Raw genomic sequence first — 19,468 nt, 5'->3', positions numbered from 1 at the left:
GCTTCGGATCACGTCCCGACGGGAACGGCGGCCCCGTTGCCCGATCCCACGGTGCGCCGGCCCTCGACGCGGCACCGAAAGATTTCAGGAGCACTTCCCCCGCCCCTCGCCCCGGATCGGGGTCAGCAATGAGAAGAGGCTCCCTCCGACTGCATGGAGGAAGCCTCTGAACTGCTGTACTGCATGGGGTGATCGACGGGACTTGAACCCGCGACCCCCGGGACCACAACCAAGGTCAACCTCAGTGGCATCTTTCGCTGGCGACTGTTCTACCCAGGTCAACGCCACCATGACGCCTGTTGAACACCTCGGCTGACCTCGCCTGGGAGCGGGCGCCGCTCCCAGACTCGCTCCCAGTTTGCTCCCACCCCAGGTTTCTAGTTGCGTCACGCACCCCGGCGACCGCCGAGTCGACGCTCAGACTGCCAGGATCACCCCCATGCGTCTCCACGCTCTTTGGCGCGCGTGTCACGTGTATCAGGAAGTGGTCGGCGCCTGCTCACGCGACGTTGCCTCCACCGGCTGGTCAAGCTGCTGTTGACGCTTGTTCTGCTCGTCTCGCATACGCTCGACAGTGTCCGCGAACATCGAATACGCCTCTTTATCTTCCAGGCCGGAATAGCGCCCCACTCGCAAATCGACCGATTCATATTCGCGTTCAATGGCGTCGGACGCCTGCTGAAGATTGTAACTATTATCGTGAAATTTGTAGTACCCTGTAAATCCAGCAGCAAGCCCCACGAGGGCCGTAACGACTACCGATATCCATCGAGTAAATTCGAATGAAACCGATGCAGTAGTAATTGCTGACGCCAAAATTGAGCCAACAATAATTACGGCTTGATATCGGTTGTGAATTCTTCGAAGCCTTGCCGCCTGCTCACGCATCTGAGCAACGATATCGGGAATGTCATCGCGATATCGCCGCTGTTTAACCAAAGGCCCATCGCTAGATCGTCCCGCCACCCGGTCCTGCTCTGCGAGCTTATCGCGGAGTAGGATCTTCGTTTTCTTGATACCTAATTTCAACCCTCGAACCCTCTTGTGCTGACGATAACCTATCGTCGGCAAAACCAGGGACAGCATCAAAGCTGATACATACAGAATCCAATTCCATCTCCCCAGGCTCGGCCACCCGAAGAAGTCCGCAGATACCGCCGCTCCCCATAAGGCAACCAGCCCGAAGAAAGTTGCCACACGCGTAAATGACTGCCAGGATTCCTGTAGAGACAAAGCATCTTCGGCATCCGCTATCTGACTCTTGAGATAGAGGGCGTTCCAATTTTTCTCGGGCTCAGCAACAACGTCATCAATTGTAGGCAGAGCCTTCGCTACGGATTTGACATTCCGTCGTGGAGGAGAGGGCATGATACCCATAATTCTATAAGTGCATCGATCGACGCGCTAGAAAGTCTTGTCCTCGACAAACGCCTACCCGGATGGCCAATTTTAAGGTAACACCGCCGCTGATTTTTCCTTGATCAGTATCAACTATCACCCATCACCCCTTTGTGGCAAAACTCGTTATATTTTGTCAATAACGGTCAATGTGGCTTCATCGTGTCGTTTCCCGCGCCAGCGACGAGGATCAGGGTCCCGCGTGCTCCGCTTCTCTCACCTCTGCGATCAATCCCTTCGCGCCATCCTTCACCGCTTCCAAGTCTGCGGGGCGTCGTCCGCCAGCGTTCGTTAGGTGCCGTGAGCTGCGCTCTCTGCCCTCAACGATCCCCGGTGAACGTTCCCGAACCGGAGCGAACGAGACGGGAATTGAGACGGCTCAGGAGACCGGCGCTGCGGTCCGCTACACCCGCACCGCTTACCCGGATCGACATTAGTTGATCACTGTGCCTATCGTTCTGAAGTGATCACTGTGCTTGATCGGCTTAGGTTGCACGCAGCGGTCCTCAGGGACGCCTATGAGCGGTGGGAGCGCCGGCAGGTTGGGGCGAGACTGGCTGGCTGGTCGGTACGTCGCCGGCTTGCAGTGTTCGTTGCAATCCCCACGATGGCTGCTCTGTGCTGCGGCGGAGTCATGGTCGGTCCTGTGATTTGGTTCGTGCGAGCCACTGCTGAAGCTGGCCGGGGGGCCATCTCTCCCGTGGCCGCTGCCGACGAATACCTCATGCGCTTGTCCTACGGGCAAGAAGAGGGCATTTCTCCGCTTCTTGATGACGAGCAAAAAGAGGAACTACTCATCCAATGGCGCGAATACCGAACGGACATGGAAGCGACCACTTCCGCGCCCCTGTTGTCCTTCAGCGAATTTCATTCTGAACGAACATCTGATGCCCGTTTCAGGGTTCGTGTAGATGTTCAGGCAACATGGCGAAGCACTGATACCGCTGGCCGCGTCAGTGGGTTCAGCAGCGATGCCAGACCGTGGTTATTTGAAGTGGGCGAGAATGAGGGTTGGAGGGTTATCCGGGTCGATGCTCCCGAATGGTGTGGTGGGTACGTCAGAAGCGACGCCTGTTCCTCCTGACGAGGGGATGCGCCGACGTCTATTTTCGGCGCATCCCGTAGCGGCGTAGCTCACCCGGCAGTATCACTCAAAAGGCAAGTTCGTAGCGCGGTCATTGAATCGAGAAGCAGTCGCTGTTCGAATTCCTGCGGATCATCTGAATCAGGCCTGTATTCCGCCATCATGTGATGTGCCGCATTGAACCAATCTTGTAACCTCGGAATGAGGTTCTGACTAATCCGCCCGCGCCTCACTGCGTGATTAATTACTAAAGCGAACTCGCGCGGCATGAGGTCAGATTTAGGGCGCTGAGGATTTGTCCAGTCGTCGGCCACGATTGGACGTAGCCTTAAAGCTTTCTCGTTCCAATGCATAAGCAGTTCTAGATCAACCGTGAAGTCATCCGGAAGCTCTTTGGGCCACAGCGACCGAACCGCTGCGCGCTGACCCGACCAAGGGGTAGATCCGCATTTAGGAAGCATCTCCGGGAAAAGCAGCCCAGCCAAAGGTGCAAAAAAAGCGTGCAACCACATTTGCGGATAGAGCGGGCGCCAGTAAAGATCCGTAATTGTAGCGTCTGCGATACCGTTCAAAATTGGTTCAACCAAGATTGTTGCAAGCGGCCTATCGCCGAAGTATTGAACGTCGCCATCAATCAGACAGATGATATCTCCGTCGGTGGCTTGCAGGCCAGCCTTTATAGCGGCGCCCTTGCCAGCTGGGGATACGACAACGTGCGCCCCGGCGTCAGCGGCGATCTCAGCCGTGTCATCGGTGCATCCACTGGCGCTGACAAGAATTTCGCCGTCTGCCTTCAGCAAGTCCAATCCTTGGCGGCAATCCTCAATAACCTGCGCAATCGTAGCCGCTTCATTATGGGCGGGAATGACGATCCCCACCTTGCCCGAATTCTTTTCAAGAGTTCTGTTGGCGACTAGATTCAGCCCCAACGCTGGATCGATGGGAGGGAGTTCCATATTTCAGCCTTTCCGAAGTCTACTTCTCAGGGATTGAATCCGAGGGCCAGCGATCGAGCTTGTCGACAAAAGTGATTTCTGTGCGGTCGGCAGGGTAGGCCGCATCAGAAAGCTCGACGACTCGGCCGCCAATGTCAACCGATCTACTCCTGACATACAGCAGTGGCACACCCGAATCCATGCCCCACTTCTGGCGGTCGCCAGGACTCGGCTCTACTGCGGTAATCGAACGGACGAAGTGGTCGATCTCGATTCCGACAGTGTAAAGCTGATGCATGTGGCCACCTGGCCATGGTTCGTTATTTTCGTCAAGAAGCTTGCCGTTGGATTCGATTAGGAATCTCGGAATGTATGAGATGCTCCAAGATATCCGTTTGCCGGTCGCCTTTTCCGTCATTTCGTAAGCACGTCTTAAGAGCGGCGTTTCCGCCTCGATTGAAAATTCTTCCGCAAGCTCTTCGTTAGCAGAGATGACGTTGTACTTGTGAGTAGAAATTACATCGGCAAGAGTCAGTCCTGCCGTCATTTCGATAGCTCCTTTGACGCGTCGTTCTGACTCTGGCCTAAGAACCAGGTCCTTTGCGCTTTGCGTCGTAGCGATACTGAGCCTGATTCGAGTTGGTGGCCGGCGCACTGTTGCCGGTCGTCCGCGTCCGCCAGTAATAAGACCTTCGTTTTTCAGAACGGAAATTGCTGTCCTGGCGGAGCCAGGCGCACAGTTCCATTCCTCGCACAGTTCTCCTACCGACGGAATACTGTCACCCGGCTGAAGTTCGCCGCCCAAGATTCGATCGCGGATCGAGTCCGCAATCTGGTGGTGAATCGGGACTACGCCCGCGGTCCGCTCACGCATGACAGCCAGTGAAGCACGGATCTTGGACAGTTCGCTAGCGAACCCTTGCGCGGCTCGTGCGTCGTACGTTACGTTCCCCTCATCGCCAGTTCGCTAGCAAACTAGCTAGCTGGCGAGCCGGTCGGGCTCCGACACGGCGGTCGTGGCTTCGGCTGTGCCGCTCGTGATCGTCCCGCCGCGCACACGTTCTCTGAGAACTGAATAGAGCCGAGTGGGTCGCACCTCCCCGGGTCGGAACCCCGAAAAGGTCGCCGTGCATGGACGTCGGTTATCCATGTGCTTCGTTCGATGAAACCGCTGGTCAGTGCGGTACTGGTCGTCAGGCCGGTACCGCGCTGCGCGGTGCACTTCCTTCTTGATGTTTGTTCGCCGTGTGGTTGATCGCCTGTCTGGCGGGTCTCACCCGGCGTTGCAACTTTTTCTGACTTCCCTCGTCCGGGACGGCCCTGCGCTGGTGCGCAGTGGTGGTGCCGGCCTGCTGTTTCGGAGACATCTCATGAATGATTTCGACGAGTTTGACGGTGAGCCGTCGTTGGTGGAGTTAGCGGCGATCGAGTTCGAGCGTCCGCTGATCGATGCTGAGCTGGACGTGTTGGACGCCGAGATTCACATGCTCTACGCCGCTGACCGTGGTGGGCCGGGTGAGATCGACTGGCAGCGTCTGCGCCGGGCGAACCGGCAGTTGCTCGACGTCGCTCGGCTGCTGGTCAATGGGCGCCGGCACGAGCTGTGCAAGCCGCACCGGGAGCGCGAGGTGCGCTTGTCGGATTGCCCGTCCGGTTGCAAGGTGATGCGGTGTGACGAGTGCGAGACCGAGCAGGTCAGCCACTCCTACACGTACGGCTGCCAGATCGCCCGTCAGGCGGTGGCGTCGTGACCGCCGCGACCACGGCCCGCAGTGCCTACCCGCGCACTGTTGCCGAGCTGATCCCGCACGCTCGCGACCTGGCCGAGCAGCTCGGCAAGACACCGAGCCGCAACGAGCTGATGAAGACCTTCCACGTGGGCGCCGACAAGGCGAAAGCCTTGCTTGCCGAGCTGACCGGCACCCGGGCCGCGGAGAACCTTCCCGCCACGGGTGAGATCTCGTCGGCACCGGCCGCCCCGGAGATCGAGCCGGGTGCGGAGACGCCCGGCGAGCCGGAGCCGCGGGTGATCCCGGTTCCGCCGGTGCCCGCCGATGCGGATGACATGACCGCCTACCGCAACGCCGCCGGCGACCTGATGGTGACCTATCCGAATGCCGCCGGTGACACGGTCACCGAGCGAGTTTCGGCCGTCCCCGAGTCGATCCGGCACCGTGTCCGGTCCGCCGGACTCCTGGACATTGCTCGGTCCGCACCGGCCGCCGCTCCGGTGGCAGCCGCCGAGCCGGCCGCGCTCGAGCCGGTAGCCGCGGAGGTCCCCGCCGAGCCGCCCACGGTCGAGCCGGTCGCCGAGCCGGAGCCGCCGAAGCGGCGCCGGCGGACGGTTACATGGCCGGTGCTGATCCTGTGCCTGCCCGCGTTCGTCGCGATCTGGGGTGGCTGGGTCGAGATGGGACGGATGACCGGCTTCGGGATGGTCACGCTGCTGCCCGGTATCTCGGATTTCCAGATCAACACGGCGATCACGCTTCCGATCGGGGTCGAGACCTACGCCGCGTACGCGCTGTACGTGTGGCTGTCCGGCACGGTTACCGGTCCGGCGCTGAGGTTCGCCAAGTGGTCGGCGATCGGTTCGCTGGTCATCGGGTTCGTTGGTCAGGCCGCTTATCACCAGATGGCCGCCGCCGGGTGGGAGATCGCCCCGTGGCCGATCATCGTCGCCGTTTCCGGTCTCCCGGTCGCGGTGCTCGGCATGGGTGCCGGTCTCGCGCACCTGGTGCACCGCTCGCACTGATTTCGCCCGGCGGCACGGCCTCAAGCCTCGCAAGCACGTGCCGTGCCGCCGGTCTCCCCTCATCCCGTCACCAGGACCTTCGGGAGGTCACCAGTATGGCAAGCAGTCTGTTCGGCGCGGGAGGCCCGTACATGGGCCGGACCGCCGCCGACATCGAACGTGACCAGGACGCGGCCCGCACCGCCGACGCGAACCATGCCCGGACTGCCGACGCGGTCCGCGGGCGACGGGCGATCGCCGCGACGGGACGCGACACCACCGCCGACCAGCGCACCGCCCGGACTCGCGCCGAACGCCGTGTCGTCGATGCGGATGAGATGTGAGCGGCATGACGGCGCGGGAACGCGCGGAGCTGGCCGAGTCGCACATCGTTCGCGGCGACACGAAGGCGTCGATCGTGGCCGCGTTCGCGCTCGGTCTGGCGTCGCTGGGCAAGGGCAACGTGCACGGCCCGCTGGCCGTCGTTGCGGGTGTGCTGGTGCTGGCCGCGCTGGTGATGGCCCTGCTGGTCATCCTGCCCCGGCTCGGTGGCCGGACCGGCATCGCGCTCTGGGCAGATGCTCGTTCGGCGGCCGTGCTGGAGGCGCAGGCCGACACCGAGGAACCTGCCGCGAGCTGGGAACACCTGCACGTCCTGGCCCGGATCGCGCGCCGTAAGTACCGGCTGATTCAGGTGGCGATTCTGCTGCTCGCCGCTGCGGCGCTGGTCGGCGGGATCGGTGCGCTGTGACCGAACCCGCGATCGACGCGGCCGAAGTCGCGCTGCGCAGTCTGCGCGCTGACCTGGCCGGTCTGCACGATTGGGCCGAACGGGTGCTGAACAGCGACGGGACCGACCGGCAGTACATCGCCGAGCACCTGTCCGGCGCCGCTGCGGCGCTGGCCGCCGGCGAGCCGCTGCCGCCGGCACCGTACGCCGACGACACCGACGAGTTCTGAGGAGCGAGTACGTGGCAAAGGTCAACCACACCGCCCGGCTCACCGGGCCGGTCACTCTGAACATCGACACAGGGGCCGCGGACGTCATGGTCGTCGCCGACCCCAGCGTGACGGGCACGTGGATCGAGTTGTCCACCGAGGACGAGTCGGGTCCGTCGGTGGACGCGATCCGCGAGGCCCGGTTCTACGACGACGGCGCGGAGGTCAGCCTGAAGCTGACCGAGCCGAGCGTCAGCTTCAGCACCGGTGGCATGACGTTCTCCAACATCTACGGCGGCGGCATGATCTTCGGCAACGGCGGCACGATACGGGTCAACGGCCAGGTCGTCACCGGCGGTACCACCATCGGCGGAAGCAAGATTCTGGTCCGGGCGATCACCGAGACCGGCTCTGCGGTCAAGGTCGAGACGGTGTCTGGTGACGTCATGGCCAAGAATGTGCGCGTCGTGCGGGCGGAGACGGTGTCCGGTGACGTGACCACGCTCGGCGTCGACGACGTCCGGGCCAAGACGACGTCCGGCAACATCGACGCGGTCGGCGTCACCGCCTCATCACGGCTCAAGTCGGTTTCCGGCGACATCATGGTCAGCGGCGAGCCGGGGACCCGGGTCACCGCCAAGACGACGACCGGTGACGTGAGCAGTTCCGGCGGTGTCGACCTCGACGCGTCCAGCGTGTCCGGCCGGGTCAACGGCCAGTGCGCGTCCACCGCCGACGAGTGGTGGTGAACGCGGCGATGACGCTCACGACGAAGACCCTCGCTCGCGCTGCCGGCGTAGGGCTGCTGCTGACCGCGACCGGATGGCTGCTGGCCCGCAACACCGATCACCTGTTCACCGGCGCCGGGCTGATCCTGGCCGGGCTCGCGGTGACGGTTGGCCCGCTGTGGTGGCGGATCAAGAACGCCCGGACCGGATCGGCCGGGGCGATCGGCCGGTGGGACGCACACTCCCGCCGCAACGCGGGCACGGCGTCGCGGTTCGACATCTGGCGCACCTCGTCCGGGTGGGCGATGCGCCGCAAGGCCACCGTGATCCGCCCGTCGCTGGCGGGCATGTCCCGGCGGGAACGCCGCCGGGTGCCGCTGACCACGTTCGCGGTTCCGCTGGCTCGTGCCGGCCGTCAGACGGTGTGGACCTCCGGTGAGGAGTCCACGGTGCGCGTCGGTATCCCCGGCACCGGCAAGACCGCCGAGATGGCGTGCCGGGTCCTGGACGCGCCCGGCGGGGTGGTGGTCACCTCGACCGCCACCGACATGTACGAGCTGACCGCGCCGCTGCGCGCCCAGCACGGTCCGGTGCGGGTGTTCAACCCGGGCGGGCTCGGCGCGGTGGCCTCGTCGCTGCGCTGGTCGCCACTGACCGGCTGCACCGATCCGGGCACCGCGGCCCGGCGCTCGGCGGACCTGGTCGGCCCGTCGCAGCCCGGCAGTGAGGCCGAGCGGTGGTCGCTGCAGGCCCGGCGGGTCCTGGCGGTGTGGCTGCACGCCGCCGCGCTCGGCGGGTACCGGATGGCCGATGTGCAGGCGTGGTGCGCCGATCCGGACACCGGCCGCGAGGCGATCCTGACCGCCCTCAAAACGTCCCCGCAGGCTGCGGCGATGCGGCAGGCAGCCGCTCAGTCGATCGACATGTCGACCCGTACCCGCGACGGGGTGATGCTCTCGATGGCCCCGGCCCTGGCGTGGATCACCCTGCCGGACGCCGCCCGCGCCGGTGACCCCGACCCGGACGCCGAGATGTTCGACGTCGGCGAGCTGGTCGACCGGCGCGGCACGCTGTACCTGCTCGGCGACGACGACGGCACCGTCGGCCCGCTGGTCGGCGCGCTGGTCGCCGAGATCGCCCACCAGGCTCGCCGGCTCGCTGCGACCCGCCCGGGCGGGCGCCTCGACCCGGGCCTGGCCCTCGTCTTGGACGAGGTCGCCCTGGTCTGCCCGACCCCGCTGGACAAGTGGATGGCCGAGCTGCGCAAACGCTCGATCGTCATCCATGCCGCCTGCCAAGGGCTCGGCCAGCTACGGGAACGGTGGGGCAACGACGGCGCCTCGATGATCCTCAACGCCGCCGCCGCAGTACTGATCTACGGCGGATGCAAGGACGCCGACGACCTGCGCGCCCTGGTCGACCTGGCCGGCGAACGCGAAGAGGTGACCGAACTCCGCGACGCCCACGGCCGCGTCACCGCCACCAGCACCCGCCGGGTGCCGGTCATCGCCCCGGCCATGCTCGCCGGCCTGCCCAGCTTCCGGGCAATGCTGATCCGCCGCGGGATGCGCGTCGCCCTGGTCGACACCCCGATCGCCTGGAAACGCCGCGACGTACGCCGCGCCCAGCGCACCCGTCCGACCCGGGCCGCCCAGCTACGCCGAACCGTGTCAGCACTCATCCCGCGCCCCGGTCACCGGGCCGCCTGACCCACTGAGGAGATCCATCGATGAACCCCGAAGACAGTGCCGCATGGGACGAAGCCTTCGAACAGGAGCGGTGGGAGGTCCTCGGCCGCGGCTACAACTACATGACCGACGAGGAAGTCGCCGCTGACCTGCGCCGACGCGAGGCCGAGTGGCGTGACGCGTGCGCCGATCACGCCCGCCGTGCCAACGACGACGCCGACGAGTTCTGAGGAGAACCCGTGACGGACAAACCCGACCCGTACGCCCACCTCGACGACCGGCAGAACGGCCTCTGCAACGAGTTCGAACAGCAGGCCGGCGCCACCGGCGCCGACCTTCACGACCTGCTCGCCGAGGCTGACCTGCCCGACACCGACCGGGCCGCGCTCGCTCAGGCGTGGGGCGGCCCGGAAGCCGCCGCGGAGTTCCAGCCGGTCCCGGCCGGCGAGGACCTGCGACGGCAGCAACGTCTCGAGGAGATCACCGCTGCGGTCCGAGCGGCGATTCAGTCGAGCGGGGTCGACGCCCGTGACGCGCTGCACGAGGTGTCGGCCCGTGCGAGCGACAAGGCGGCGATCGCCCGGGAACTGTGCCCGGACGCCGAGACCGAGTGGAACGGCACCCCCGAGCAGCGCACCGCCGGCTACGACGCCCACAACGACCGGACCCGCGCCCGCATGGAGGACCGGGTCCTGGCCAACGCCGACGCCCTCGCCCCGGACGACCGGTCGCCGACAGCCGAGCAGATCCGTGAGACCGCCGCATCCGTTCGTGATCACCGCGAGATGGCCGAGCAGCGTGCGCAGTGGGCAGCACAGGACCAGGCCACCGAGACCGGGCGTCGCGCCGAGGCCGACGACACCGACGAGTTCTAGATCCGCCCGGCAGCACGGCACGGGTTCCTAGGCCACAGGGCCGTGCTGCCGGTCCCTCACCCCTGCACCACACACGTCCAGCACTGGGAGAGAGAACCTGATGCTTTCAGACCACACCCCGCCCGGGAAGCAGGTCCCCCGCGCGTGGGAACCGCCTCAGCCTCCGCCCCGTCCCCGTCGGGTGTCCCGTCCGCCGATCGCGTGGGGCGATCCCGTCCGGGCTGTCATCGCTCCGGCCGGCTGCGGCGGCTACATCCTGTTCACCTACTTCAGTGTCGGCGGGCGCCGCCGGACCGGGGTGGACCTCGGCATCCGCTGGGACGCTTACACCGAGCCGCTGCCCGGCGAGGTCGCCGCCGCGGACGCAGGCTTGACCCTGCTCGGACTGACCCGCACGACCCCGTGGAGTTCGGGCCGGTCCGGCTCGCTGACGGCAGCCGTGATCCGCACACCCCTCCCTGCCGGGTGGGCACGGCGTGGCTTGTGCCGCCTGAGCCTGTTCGTCACAACGGTGATGCGTTCGGGCTGCTCTACCCCGTCGCAGACCCGGGTACGACCCGCCGGGGCGGGGGTGCCGGATGAGCAGTGAGCAGACCCCGAACCCGGAAGGGTTCGATTGGACGGCCGCCGAGCAGGACGTGGCGGAGCGGCCCGCGGCTGAGGTGGTGGACCTGGACTCGGCCCGCGCCCGTAAGGCCGCCACTGACGATCCGGGCACGCACTACGAGGTGGCCCTGGATGAGGAGCCGATCCCGGGTGGCGCGCCGGTGGAGCCGCCGACGGCGGCCCCGGACGGGCGGATGCCGGTCGTGCCGGTCGGCTGGAACACCTGGCCGAACATCAAGCACAGCAGCCGGCAGCTGGCCGCGCTGACCGGCTACCGCGCTTGCTTCCACGCCGTGCGCAGCCCGAAGTACGTCGCACTCGGTGCGTTCTGGGCAACCGTCGGGGTGTTCCGGGTCACCGGCCGGCACCTGCGGTGGTGGTGGGTCACCGAGCAGTACCGGCTGCGGCAGGCCGCCGCGGACGCCAACGATCCCGGGATGTGGCTCAAGCTGCACCGGGAGGTCAAGGCCACCCGGGCGTGGCGGTTCACCGTCATCGTCGCCGAGCTGCTCGCGCTCGGCGTCGGCGCCCCGGTGCTCTACGCCATGGCCCCGTGGTGGGTGCTCGCCCTGGTTAGCACCGCGGTCGTGGCGGGCCTGGCGCATCTCGGTCGGCCGGACGACCGGCCGATCATCACCCCGGCCACGGTCACCGGCCGGTTCCGGCGGGTCAACCCGGACATCATCCTGCGGGCGTACTACGCCGCGGGGCTCGGTCACCCGGACCGGCCGCACCAGCAGGTCACGTTCGGCGGTCCCATGTCGCGTGACGGCTCGGGTACCGGTTCTCAGGTCACGATCGATCTGCCGTACGGCAAGACGTTCGACGAGGTGGTCAAGGCCAAAGGCGCCATCGCGTCGGGGCTGGACGTGTCGGTCAACCAGGTGTTCATCACCCGCGACCGGACCTCGAACCGGCGGCACCTGCTGTTCGTCGCCGACCGGGACCCGCTCGCTGTGCCGGCCGGCCGGACGCCGTTGCTGGACGGCAAGATCCGCGACATTTGGAAGCCTGCCCCGCTCGGCCTCGACGAACGGGGCCGCAAGGTGTCGCTGCTGCTGATGTGGATCAGCGTGCTGGTCGGTGCGCAGCCCCGCAAGGGCAAGACGTTCGCTACCCGGCTGATGGCCCTGTACGCGGCGCTCGACCCGTACACGGTGCTGCTGCTGGCCGACGGGAAGATGTCGGCGGACTGGGACAAGTTCCGGTTGATCGCGCACCGGTACGTGTGCGGCATCGTCCCGAACAGCCGCGACGACGATCCGATCGAGCACCTGCTCGACATGCTGCGCGAGGTCAAGAAGCACATCGAGGAGGTCAACGACTTCCTTGCCTCGTTGCCGACCAGCGAATGCCCGGAGGGCAAGCTCACCCGGGAGCTGTCGCGCAAGTACCCGTTGCTGCGGCCGTGGCTGCTGGTCATGGAGGAATTCCAGGCGTACTACGAGACCGACGACCAGGACGACAACAAGAAGATCGCCGCGCTGCTGTCGTTCATCATGGCGGTCGGCCCGTCGGCCGGAGTGATCATCCTGTCGTCCTCGCAGAAGCCGTCCGGTGTCGGCGCAGGCGACGTGGGCAGGCTGTTCAACCGCTACCGCGACAACCACGCCGTCCGGTTCGCGCTGCGGTGCGGCAACCGGATCGTCAGTGAGGCGGTGCTCGGCGGTGACGCCTACGCCGAAGGGTTCGACGCGTCGGCGCTGCCCAACGGCGCCGACTACCGGGGCGTGGGCATCCTCTACGGCCACAGCGACGACACCGCGACCCTGCGCACGCATCTGGCCGACCACGAGGACGCCGAGAAGATCCTGATCGCCGCGCGTAAACACCGCGAGGACGCCGGCACCCTGACCGGTGATGCCGTCGGGGAGGCCTTCGAGCGAGAGACCCGCGACGTGCTCGCCGACATCCTGTCGGTGTTCGAGGGCGAGCCGGGCTTGCACTGGAAGGTCATCGCCGAACGGCTCGGCGGCGCGCTGCCCGAGCCGTACGGCTCGGGCACCGACGAGTCGATCTCTGCGCAGGCCCGCGCGCTCGGTGTACCGAGCGTGAGCATCAACATGCGCGGAGCCGTCGGCAGGGGCGCCCGCCGGTCCGATCTCGAACAGATCATCGCCGACCGTGGCGCCGCCTGACATGTAGCGGCACCCCCGCTACATGTAGCGCGAACGCTACATGCACCCGCTACATGCCTGGCCAGTACCGATACAGGCATGTAGCGGGTAGCGGCACCACCCCTCCCACCAGCGAAAACCGCTCTGGAGGAACTTTCATGCCCGCGCTGGCCGCTACTGCTACCCCCGACGGCGCCTCGATCGCCGCTCTCCTCTGTCCGCTTCTGATCATCCTGATAGTCGTCACCTTCTGTTACGGCATCGGCTGCTGGATCTGGCCGTTCGGCGCGTGCCGCAAGTGCCACGGCACTGGAAAACGCCGCTCCCCGTTCGGCCGCGCGTTCGGCCTGTGCCGCCGCTGCCACGGCGACGGACGCCGCTTGCGCATCGGCCGCCGACTGATCAACAGCTTCCGCGAACTGCACGACAAGGGGACCCGCTGATGACCATCCGCACCATGGCCCACCACCGGCGGGCACAGACCGACCACACCGACTGGTGCATGCGCGACCACACCTGCGGGCTCGCCGAGCACCGCGGACGGACGATCACCGTCGGCCCTGACACCGGCGGCCGGTACGTGATCACCCGCGTCCGCGCTGGTGAACGCGAGTACGCCGAGATCACCGCCCGGGTGCCGCTGCACCCCGGCACCGCCCGCCAGCAGCTCGCCACGATCGCCCGGCTACTGGGCGAGCTGTTCAACGCGGTCGCCGCGCTGCGTCCCGCCCTGTCCCGCCGCACCGCCAGTACCCCGCTGGCCCGCCCCGGGCGCCCGGCTCTCGACGCCGGCCGTGCCGCGATCGAACGGAGAGTCGCATGAGCCTGCGCAGAATCGCCGAGTTCTTCAATCTGTCCGGACCCGCCGACGCGGTCGATCGCCACCAACGCGCCGTCGCCCTGCTCGAGGCCCGGATGGCCAACACCGACCACCCGAAAGCCCGCGCCGAGTGCGCGGAGCTGATCAGCCGTCACTACGACCGGGCCGCGGAGATCCTCGACAACTCCCGGCTCGCCCGCCGATTCTGCGACCTCGACGCACCCACCGCCCGCGAGCAGGCCGACGAGTACATGACGGAACGGCTCTGGAACGACGCCCATGCCGAGTACCGCGAGGAAGAGGACGCCGCCACGCGGGCGAGTCAGGAGGAGGCGGCGCGTAATCCCGGGCCGCAGTACGGCCGGAACGAGTGGATCAACGGGGATTCCGCCCGGTGGACCCCCGAACTGAAGGACGAGTCCGAAGCGGAGGACGTCGCGTGACCACCACCTCGATCGCCCCGGAACGTCAGGCCGTCCTTGACGGGCTGCGCGACCTGGCCGCCTTCCTCGCCGAGAACCCCGACGTGCCCGCCCGCGACGTCCACCGCGTCGAGTACTGCGTGTCCGCCGACGACGACCGGGCAGGTTTGGCGAAGCTGGCGGCGATCGCTGCTGCGCTCGGTGTCGAGGTCACTGGCGGCCCCGACCACTTCGCGGTCTACCGCCGGTTCGGGAACGCCTCCTACCGGGCCTTCTACGTCAGCCGCGCCGAGATGGCCGACTACAACGCGGTGATGAGTTACCGGGACAGTGTCCGCGCCGACCGGCCCGCGCCACGGAACCAGGACGCAACCGTTACCCGTCCTTCTCTCTCGGAGGGCGGTGCGGACCGTGGCTGACTTCCGGATCACGTTCTCGATCGAGCGGCGCCTTCCCGACGAGAGCAGCTACAGCGAGGTCGGGTTCGGCACGTCCGCCTCGGCATCGACCGTGGACGACGCCGCCTACCAGCTTCTCTCTGCCGTGCAAAACGGTGAATGGGAGACCGGACCGGGCATGCCGAATCCGTCGGAGGTCGAAGATGCGTGACATCCTGACCGCCCGTTTCGCCGTGGTGACCCTTCTCGGCCGGCTCGATCCGGACGAGGCCGCGAACCTGCTGCGCGGGATCGCGGACGAGCTGGCACCGGCCGGGATAACCGATTGCTCCGGCTGGTACGCGCTCTGGTGCCAGGTCCACGGCGAGTGCTCCTGCGCTCGGCAGGCTGACGTGCTCGGCGATCAGGACTGCCCGCTCCACAACCCGGACTCCGACCACGATCCCATGCACCGACCGGTGGACACCGCGCCGTATCTCTCGGCGGTGGCCGAGTGAAGCCGCGCATGATCGTCTACTTCTGCTGCCAGGGCGGCGCTTGCAAGGGCTACGAGAAAGCGGGCTTCGACGTCACGCCCGTCGACTTGATGCCTCAGCCGCGGCATTACGCCCCGCACAAGGTGATCGTGGCCGACGCCATCGCCCACCTGTCCGGGCTGATCACGTCCGGCGAGATCCGCGAATACGCGGCGGTGGGCGGCTCGCCGCCGTGTCAGCGGTTCACCCTCGCGCAGCGCATCCAGCGCCGCGAGCACCCGGACCTGATCACCCCGTTCCGGGAGCTGGTCATCGCCTCCGGACTCCCGTACGCCATCGAGAACGTGCCCGGCGCCCCCCTGAAAGACCCGATCGAGCTGTGCGGGGCGACGTTCGGGCTCCACACCTACCGGCACCGGCTCTTCGAGTCGAACATCGACCTCACCGCGCCAGAGCACCCGCCGCACCCCGAGCGGCTGGTGAAGATGGGCCGGCCGCTCCGCGAGGGCGACTGGTACCAGGCCGTCGGCAACTTCTCGAATGTCCCGTACGTGCGTGCAGACATGGGCGTGCCGTGGATGACCCGCGAAGGCATCCGCGAATGCATCCCGCCGGTCTACGCCGAGCACATTGGTGGACAAATAATGCGGCATCTGCAGGGCCGCGAGCTGGTCTCGGTGGCTACCGGTTCGAATCCGCCGGGAGTTGAAGACAGTGGGGTCGCCGCCGTGGTCGGGGCCATCACCGGCGAGCCGATCGAGCGCGCGGCGTGACATGGCCAAGACGCCGCGCGTCACCGCGGACGAGTGCGTCTACGGGGGCGGGCACCTCCCGCCGCTGATCTACCGCACGAAATCCGGCGGCATCACCTGCGGCATGGACTGGTCCGGCGGCAACAACTGGGGACACCCGGTGACCTGGCCCGGTTACGACCGCCCGTGCCGAATCTGCCGGGGCCTGTCGATGCTGACCGACTGCAACGGCAAGCCCTGTCACAAGGTGTGCGCCGAGGCCGAGCATCTCGCCGCGCATCGGAGCGAGGTGCCCGCATGACGCCGGTACCGATGCTGACCTGCATGGCCGGGTGCGGTGTCCCGCTGCACCCGGCCGCCGCGGTCGGTGGGTACACCGTCCACCCGGGCTGTGAACCCCGCGCTGCAGGGCCGCGTGTCTGGCGCTGGTCCTGCGTGCTCTGCCCCGCCGTCGGCCCGGCCGACTCGGAAAACAACGCGCAAGCGCTGATCAGCTGGCATCTCGCCGCTGCCTGCCCGGCCACCGCGCCAGGGCCGCGCGCCCGCCGCGCGCGGCGGTGGTGGCAGTCGATTCTCACTGCCCGGTACCCGACCCGGGCAGCTACTTCCCGCCCCGATCCAGGAGGCTCCCCATGCCCGACCCCGGCGCCCTGCGCGCCGCCGCCCTCGACCATGCCGGCCGGGGATGGCACGTGTTCCCGCTCCGCCCCGACAACCGCCACCACGACCCCGACCATCCGAAAAAGCCCGCCTTCCCGGACCACGCCGTCGACCGGTGCCCCCGCACCGACCCGCGATGCCGTGCCGGGCATACCGGGTGGGAGCCCCGCGCCACCTGCGACCCGGCCCGCATCGGCAGGGCGTGGACGGCGGCGCCGTACAACGTCGGCATCGCCTGCGGCCCCTCCCGCCTTGTGGTGATCGACCTCGACACCCGCAAGCCCGGTGCCAATGTCCCCGCTAGGCACGACCAGTACCGGCATGGCCTGGACGTGTTCGCCGCCCTGTGCGCCGAGCACGGTCAGCCGGTACCCGGCGACACGTACACGGTGGAGACCGGCAGCGGCGGCCGGCACCTCTACTTCCGGCATCCGCCCGGCCCGGCACTGCACAACACGGCCGGCGCCCGCGGCAGCGGTCTGGGGTGGCTGATCGACACCCGTGCACACGGCGGATACGTGGTTGCCCCCGGCTCGACCGCCGGTGGCCGGGCGTACCGGGTGCTGTCCGACCGGCCGGCCGTACCGCTGCCCGGCTGGATTGCGGCCCTGCTCCGGCCCGCCAAGGTGACCTCGCCGCGCCTAGTAAAGGGAAATTTCTCCGCATATAGGCGGAGTGCGTATGTGCGGGCCGCAGTGGTGGGCACCCTCGACCGGCTCGCCGCGGCCCGGGAGCCGGGCCGTAACGCGGCGTTGTTCATGGCCGCGCAGACCCTTGGTCAGCTCGCCGCCGGCGGGGCGCTGACCTGTGCCGAGGTGGCCGAAGCGCTGGCCCCGACCGCGCTGGCGATCGGACTGACCGAGCGGGAGACCACCCGCACCATCCGTTCCGGCCTCATGGCCGGTGCGCGTAATCCCAGGAGGATCACATGACCGTCTTCGTCGATGACTTCCGGTGCCCGGCCCGCGTCGGACGGATACAGGCCCGGTGGAGTCACCTGACCGCCGCGACTCCCGACGAGCTGCACGAGTTCGCCGAACGTATCGGCCTGCGCCGCGCCTGGTTCCAGTCGAGGTGCAAGAGCAGGACGTGCCCGTCCGCGGGTGGGGTGTGCGTCCACTTCCACTACGACGTCACCGACAACAAGCGACTCCAGGCAATCGCGGCGGGGGCGGTGTCGATTGGCGTCCGCGAGTTCGGCGAGATCGTCGCCGTGCGGCGGGCCGTACACCTCGCGGTGGTGCGTCGGTGACCGAGCAGGGCCGGCCGGCGGCGCGGCGGGTGAAGGTCGGCACCGGCCCGGAGACGATCCGCACTCTCAAAGCCGAACTGGGCAGCGGGCTACTGCCGGACACGTACGTGTCCGCGGGCGCCCTGGTGCACGTGGAGACGGTGTCCGGCGGGTTGGCCGGCGCCGCCGACGAGGACGCGCCGTTGCCGGTCGCCGCGAGTGCGGTCACCCCGGCGAGCTTGGCCGGTCTGCTGGCCGGACACGCGTTCGTCTACCGCCAGAAGATCCGCAAGGACGACGGCGGGGACCCGAAGCCCTACGACGAGGAGTGCACCCCGGCCCGGGATGCGCTCGGCGCGGTCCTGGCCGGCAAGACCTGGCCGGGCCTGCCCGCGCTACGTGGGATCATCGGGGCGCCGGTGCTGCGCCGTGACGGCACCCTGTTGCAGGCCCCCGGCTACGACCCGGCGACCGGCCTCTACCTGGCATCCAGCGTGGACTTGCCGCCGGTGCCGGACCAGCCGACCGCCGAGCAGGTGGCCACGGCCCGGTCGTTCCTGCTCGACAGGTTCCTGCGGGACTTCCCTTGGTCGTCGCCGGCGGACCGGGCGAACTACGTTGCGCTGCTCGCGACGCCGATCCTGCGGCACTACACCCGGTCGCTGACCCCGTTCGCCCTGATCGACGCGACGATGCCGGCCAGCGGCAAGAGCATCCTGACCGGCGGGCCGGGCATGCTCTACGGTCAGAAGATCCTGACCTGGCCCGACGATGACGACGGCGAACTCCGCAAGTCGATCACCGCCGTGTTCGCCGAGCAGGTCGGCGTGGTGATCTGGGACAACCTGACCGAGGGCACCGTCGTCGACTCGGCGGTCCTGGCCCAGCTGATCACGCAGCGGGAGTGGTCCGATCGGCAGCTGGGCGCGTCGCGCAACGTTGCCAGCGTCAACGACCGGTTGTGGATGGCCACCGGCAACAACTTGCAGGTCGGCGGAGACATGGCCTCCCGGACGGTACGGGTGCACCTCGATCCCGACATGCCGCATCCGGAATCGCGTGATCAGTCCGGGTTCGGCATCCCGTCGCTGGATCAGTGGATCACGGTTCCGGCGAATCAGCTCACCGTGCTGTGGCACCTGCTGGTCCTGGTCCTCGACTGGACACGCGCCACGGCGCCGCGGGCGGCCGGGCTCTCGATGCGCCAGTTCACCCCGTGGGCGCAGGCACTCGGCGGGTTCCTCGCCCATCACGGCATCGACGGGTTCCTGACCAACATCAGCAGCGTCCGCGACGTCGACGAGGACGCGATCCGCTGGTGCGGGTTCCTCACGGCCTGGCACGACCGGCACGGTGCCAAACCGGTCACCGCTGCCGACCTGCGGCGCAGCGCCGAACAGGTACAGCTCGGCGGGGACCTGCACGACCCGTGGGACGGCATGTTCATCACCACGAAGAACGGCCGACTGCCCAACGCAATCGTGCTTGGACGCATGCTCACCGGCCAAAACGGCAGGTGGCGTGGCGAATACGTCATCCGCGCCGAACGGTCAGAACGGGGTGACCGGTCCGTGTTCAGAGTCGAGCACCGCACCGACTGACCGG

Annotated in this window: 26 protein-coding genes and 1 pseudogene; 23 read left to right on the top strand and 4 right to left on the bottom strand. The window is 67.3% G+C overall.

The window, feature by feature from the left end; translation table 11 throughout:
• Positions 1–477: 477 nt before the first annotated feature.
• Entirely contained in the window at positions 478–1,368 is an 891-nt protein-coding gene (locus WH85_RS14140) for a DUF4231 domain-containing protein (protein WP_245673934.1), read from the bottom strand.
• A 730-nt stretch (positions 1,369–2,098) separates the two neighbouring features.
• Here WH85_RS14140 and WH85_RS52905 point away from each other — a divergent pair.
• On the top strand, positions 2,099–2,482 hold the full coding sequence (locus WH85_RS52905) for a hypothetical protein (protein WP_245673933.1): 384 nt from the start codon (positions 2,099–2,101) through the stop codon (positions 2,480–2,482).
• Positions 2,483–2,532: 50 nt separating this feature from the next.
• Here the strand turns inward: WH85_RS52905 and WH85_RS48695 are convergent, their stop codons facing one another.
• From WH85_RS48695 to WH85_RS52895, 3 genes and pseudogenes are all read right to left on the bottom strand, one after another.
• Positions 2,533–3,438 (bottom strand): glycosyltransferase family 2 protein, encoded by a 906-nt coding sequence (locus tag WH85_RS48695; protein WP_083448997.1) that lies wholly within the window; start codon positions 3,436–3,438, stop codon positions 2,533–2,535.
• A 19-nt stretch (positions 3,439–3,457) separates the two neighbouring features.
• Positions 3,458–4,072 (bottom strand): UTRA domain-containing protein, encoded by a 615-nt coding sequence (locus WH85_RS52900; protein WP_342669792.1) that lies wholly within the window; start codon positions 4,070–4,072, stop codon positions 3,458–3,460.
• A 9-nt stretch (positions 4,073–4,081) separates the two neighbouring features.
• Positions 4,082–4,291 (bottom strand): annotated as a pseudogene (locus WH85_RS52895) (winged helix-turn-helix domain-containing protein); the annotation flags it as partial.
• A gap of 496 nt (positions 4,292–4,787) precedes the next feature.
• Between WH85_RS52895 and WH85_RS14135 the strand changes: the two are divergent.
• The 22 genes from WH85_RS14135 (at position 4,788) to WH85_RS14030 (ending at position 19,464) form a co-directional block, all read left to right on the top strand.
• Positions 4,788–5,168, top strand: a complete 381-nt coding sequence (locus WH85_RS14135; RefSeq protein ID WP_045742374.1) for a DUF6284 family protein — start codon at positions 4,788–4,790, stop codon at positions 5,166–5,168.
• Positions 5,165–6,172: a hypothetical protein gene (locus WH85_RS14130; RefSeq protein WP_045742293.1), complete on the top strand. Its 1,008-nt coding sequence runs from the start codon at positions 5,165–5,167 to the stop codon at positions 6,170–6,172. The genes WH85_RS14135 and WH85_RS14130 overlap by 4 nt, the downstream gene beginning before the upstream one ends.
• Positions 6,173–6,267: 95 nt before the next feature.
• Positions 6,268–6,495 carry a hypothetical protein gene (locus WH85_RS14125; protein WP_157410987.1) on the top strand — a complete coding sequence of 76 codons (228 nt, stop codon included), beginning with the start codon at positions 6,268–6,270 and terminating at the stop codon, positions 6,493–6,495.
• 5 nt (positions 6,496–6,500) lie between these two features.
• Positions 6,501–6,902: a Pycsar system effector family protein gene (locus WH85_RS14120; RefSeq protein WP_157410986.1), complete on the top strand. Its 402-nt coding sequence runs from the start codon at positions 6,501–6,503 to the stop codon at positions 6,900–6,902.
• Entirely contained in the window at positions 6,899–7,111 is a 213-nt protein-coding gene (locus WH85_RS14115; protein ID WP_045742291.1) for a hypothetical protein, read from the top strand. Before WH85_RS14120 ends, WH85_RS14115 begins: the two co-directional genes overlap by 4 nt.
• Positions 7,112–7,122: 11 nt before the next feature.
• Positions 7,123–7,839, top strand: a complete 717-nt coding sequence (locus WH85_RS14110; RefSeq protein ID WP_045742290.1) for a DUF4097 family beta strand repeat-containing protein — start codon at positions 7,123–7,125, stop codon at positions 7,837–7,839.
• Positions 7,840–7,847: 8 nt separating this feature from the next.
• Complete coding sequence (locus WH85_RS14105; protein ID WP_157410985.1) at positions 7,848–9,527, top strand: type IV secretory system conjugative DNA transfer family protein; 1,680 nt, start codon at positions 7,848–7,850, stop codon at positions 9,525–9,527.
• A 20-nt stretch (positions 9,528–9,547) separates the two neighbouring features.
• Entirely contained in the window at positions 9,548–9,736 is a 189-nt protein-coding gene (locus tag WH85_RS14100) for a hypothetical protein (protein ID WP_045742288.1), read from the top strand.
• A gap of 9 nt (positions 9,737–9,745) precedes the next feature.
• The gene (locus WH85_RS14095; RefSeq protein WP_045742287.1) at positions 9,746–10,381 is read left to right on the top strand and encodes a hypothetical protein; all 636 of its coding nucleotides are present in this window, start codon (positions 9,746–9,748) and stop codon (positions 10,379–10,381) included.
• Between the two features lie 181 nt (positions 10,382–10,562).
• Positions 10,563–10,970, top strand: coding sequence for a hypothetical protein (locus WH85_RS14090; RefSeq protein WP_052720443.1), 408 nt, complete (start codon positions 10,563–10,565; stop codon positions 10,968–10,970).
• Complete coding sequence (locus WH85_RS14085; protein ID WP_045742286.1) at positions 10,960–13,125, top strand: cell division protein FtsK; 2,166 nt, start codon at positions 10,960–10,962, stop codon at positions 13,123–13,125. Before WH85_RS14090 ends, WH85_RS14085 begins: the two co-directional genes overlap by 11 nt.
• Positions 13,126–13,262: 137 nt before the next feature.
• Positions 13,263–13,547 (top strand): hypothetical protein, encoded by a 285-nt coding sequence (locus WH85_RS14080; protein ID WP_052720441.1) that lies wholly within the window; start codon positions 13,263–13,265, stop codon positions 13,545–13,547.
• Complete coding sequence (locus WH85_RS14075; protein ID WP_045742285.1) at positions 13,547–13,927, top strand: hypothetical protein; 381 nt, start codon at positions 13,547–13,549, stop codon at positions 13,925–13,927. The genes WH85_RS14080 and WH85_RS14075 overlap by 1 nt, the downstream gene beginning before the upstream one ends.
• Positions 13,924–14,367, top strand: coding sequence for a hypothetical protein (locus WH85_RS14070; RefSeq protein WP_045742284.1), 444 nt, complete (start codon positions 13,924–13,926; stop codon positions 14,365–14,367). Before WH85_RS14075 ends, WH85_RS14070 begins: the two co-directional genes overlap by 4 nt.
• Positions 14,364–14,765 carry a hypothetical protein gene (locus WH85_RS14065; protein ID WP_045742283.1) on the top strand — a complete coding sequence of 134 codons (402 nt, stop codon included), beginning with the start codon at positions 14,364–14,366 and terminating at the stop codon, positions 14,763–14,765. Before WH85_RS14070 ends, WH85_RS14065 begins: the two co-directional genes overlap by 4 nt.
• A complete protein-coding gene (locus WH85_RS14060) occupies positions 14,758–14,955 on the top strand; it encodes a hypothetical protein (protein ID WP_157410984.1) in 198 nt (65 codons plus the stop codon). The genes WH85_RS14065 and WH85_RS14060 overlap by 8 nt, the downstream gene beginning before the upstream one ends.
• Positions 14,948–15,241, top strand: a complete 294-nt coding sequence (locus WH85_RS14055) for a hypothetical protein (protein WP_045742281.1) — start codon at positions 14,948–14,950, stop codon at positions 15,239–15,241. The genes WH85_RS14060 and WH85_RS14055 overlap by 8 nt, the downstream gene beginning before the upstream one ends.
• A gap of 8 nt (positions 15,242–15,249) precedes the next feature.
• Positions 15,250–15,993: a DNA cytosine methyltransferase gene (locus WH85_RS14050; protein WP_063775509.1), complete on the top strand. Its 744-nt coding sequence runs from the start codon at positions 15,250–15,252 to the stop codon at positions 15,991–15,993.
• Between the two features lies 1 nt (position 15,994).
• The gene (locus WH85_RS14045) at positions 15,995–16,273 is read left to right on the top strand and encodes a hypothetical protein (protein WP_045742280.1); all 279 of its coding nucleotides are present in this window, start codon (positions 15,995–15,997) and stop codon (positions 16,271–16,273) included.
• A 331-nt stretch (positions 16,274–16,604) separates the two neighbouring features.
• Positions 16,605–17,564, top strand: coding sequence for a bifunctional DNA primase/polymerase (locus WH85_RS14040; protein WP_045742279.1), 960 nt, complete (start codon positions 16,605–16,607; stop codon positions 17,562–17,564).
• Positions 17,561–17,884: a DUF4031 domain-containing protein gene (locus tag WH85_RS14035; protein WP_045742278.1), complete on the top strand. Its 324-nt coding sequence runs from the start codon at positions 17,561–17,563 to the stop codon at positions 17,882–17,884. The genes WH85_RS14040 and WH85_RS14035 overlap by 4 nt, the downstream gene beginning before the upstream one ends.
• Positions 17,881–19,464 (top strand): hypothetical protein, encoded by a 1,584-nt coding sequence (locus tag WH85_RS14030; protein ID WP_045742277.1) that lies wholly within the window; start codon positions 17,881–17,883, stop codon positions 19,462–19,464. The genes WH85_RS14035 and WH85_RS14030 overlap by 4 nt, the downstream gene beginning before the upstream one ends.
• Positions 19,465–19,468: the final 4 nt, after the last annotated feature.

Origin of the sequence: Actinoplanes rectilineatus, from assembly GCF_000962825.1 — a bacterium.
Lineage (GTDB): Bacteria > Actinomycetota > Actinomycetes > Mycobacteriales > Micromonosporaceae > Actinoplanes > Actinoplanes rectilineatus.
This window is presented reverse-complemented; position numbering and strand designations above follow the sequence as displayed.